2 protein-coding genes are annotated in these 1576 nt (G+C 68.1%); one reads left to right on the forward strand and one right to left on the reverse strand.

What is annotated here, in order from left to right; all coding sequences use genetic code 11:
- Positions 1-201, reverse strand: a 201-nt coding sequence (locus AB0H52_RS31965) for a hypothetical protein (protein WP_357952023.1), incomplete at its 3' end; no start/stop codon positions are given.
- A gap of 43 nt (positions 202-244) precedes the next feature.
- Here AB0H52_RS31965 and AB0H52_RS31970 point away from each other — a divergent pair.
- Positions 245-1477, forward strand: coding sequence for an ISAs1 family transposase (locus tag AB0H52_RS31970; RefSeq protein ID WP_357952021.1), 1233 nt, complete (start codon positions 245-247; stop codon positions 1475-1477).
- Positions 1478-1576: the final 99 nt, after the last annotated feature.

Below are 1576 nucleotides of genomic sequence, written 5' to 3' on the forward strand. Positions count from 1 at the left end.
CAGCGGGACCAGGACCAGCATCCGTGAGGTCCGCTCGACCAGCGTAGCGACCGCGGACTTGCCGCCCTTGCCGATGACCAGGTCGCCCTCCCAGTCAGGGCTGTTGCGTAGTCGGTTGAGATGCTTTTGAGCTGGGGTTTTGCTGGGATCCGGCGAGGTCTGGGGGTCCATGTAGGACGGGTGCGGCCTGTCGGTGATCATGAGTTTGCGAAGACCATGATCGAGAACAGGACCGCACCCGCTGATGTCATCCTTACTGGCCGAGATCGTGCTGCCGCAGCGCCCCCCGGACATGCCGTGCCCGGCCACGGTCACCGATGGTGACCGTCGGAGCCTGTTCATCGCGTTGGAAGCGGTAAACGACCCGCGCGATCCGCGCGGCCGACGGTATCCACTGGTCAGCATCCTGGCGGCAGCGGTATGCGCGGTGATGGCCGGGGCGTGCACGTTCGCTGCGGTCTGCGACTGGGTGCGTTTCCAGGACCGTACGGTCTGGCAGCGGCTCGGGTTCACCGGCCGGGTGCCCGCCGCGACGACGGTGTGGCGGTTGTTGATCCGGCTCGACGCCGAAGTGTTGTCGCAGGTCCTTGCTCGCTGGCTGCGGGCGAGGGCGTCGCCGGTCGTGGTCGCCGGGCGCAGGTGGCGCCTGGTGATCGCCGTCGATGGGAAGGTCGCGCGGGGTGCCCGACTGGCCGACGGCCGGCAGGTCCACCTGCTGTCGGCGTACGACACCAGCACCGGGATCGTGCTCGCCCAAGTGCAGATCGCTGCGAAGTCCAACGAAATCCCCGCGTTCACTCCGCTGTTCAAGCTGGTCGCGGCCGTGTTGGGGTCATTGAAGGACGTTCTGGTCGTCGCGGACGCGCTGCACGCCCAGATCGGGCACGCCGAGTTGCTCGCCGCTGCCGGCGGGCATCTGATGGCCGCGGTCAAGGGTAACCAGCCCACCCTGTTCGCCCAGCTCAAGGGTCTGCCGTGGGCCGAGGTCCCGGTCGGGGTCCAGACCCGCGAGACCGGCCACGGCCGTAGGGAGACCCGCACGGTCAAGGCGCTGACCGTCAAGACTCCGGGAGGGCTGGGTTTTCCCCACGCACAGCAGGCCGTCCGGATCACCCGCACCCGCACGATCAAGGGCAAGACCACCCGTGAAGCCGCCTACCTGACCAGCTCACTACCCGCCGGCCAAGCCCAACCCGCCGATCTCGGCACGTGGGCGCGTTCCGAGTGGCATATCGAGAACCGCCTACATTACGTACGGGATGTCACGCTCCGTGAAGACGCCCACCGGGCCAGGACCGGCAACGGCCCCGCCGTGTTCGCCACCCTCCGTAACACCTCGATCGGATATCACCGCATCAACGGCGCCACCAACATCGCCGAAGCCACCCGAGAGGCCAGCCACCGCCCCCACGACCTCATCACCGCCGTGACCACCGAAATACCGACCGCGACCAGGGTCAACACCACTACGCAATAGCCCTGCCCTCCCAGTGTCCCGGTACCGTGCGGTCCTCGACCTCGGCGGGACGTTCGTCGAGGTAGCGAGGCTCGCGGATCCGCGGCGCCGGTGCGGGCC

It is taken from the genome of Micromonospora sp. NPDC050695, from assembly GCF_040654415.1.
GTDB lineage: Bacteria > Actinomycetota > Actinomycetes > Mycobacteriales > Micromonosporaceae > Micromonospora.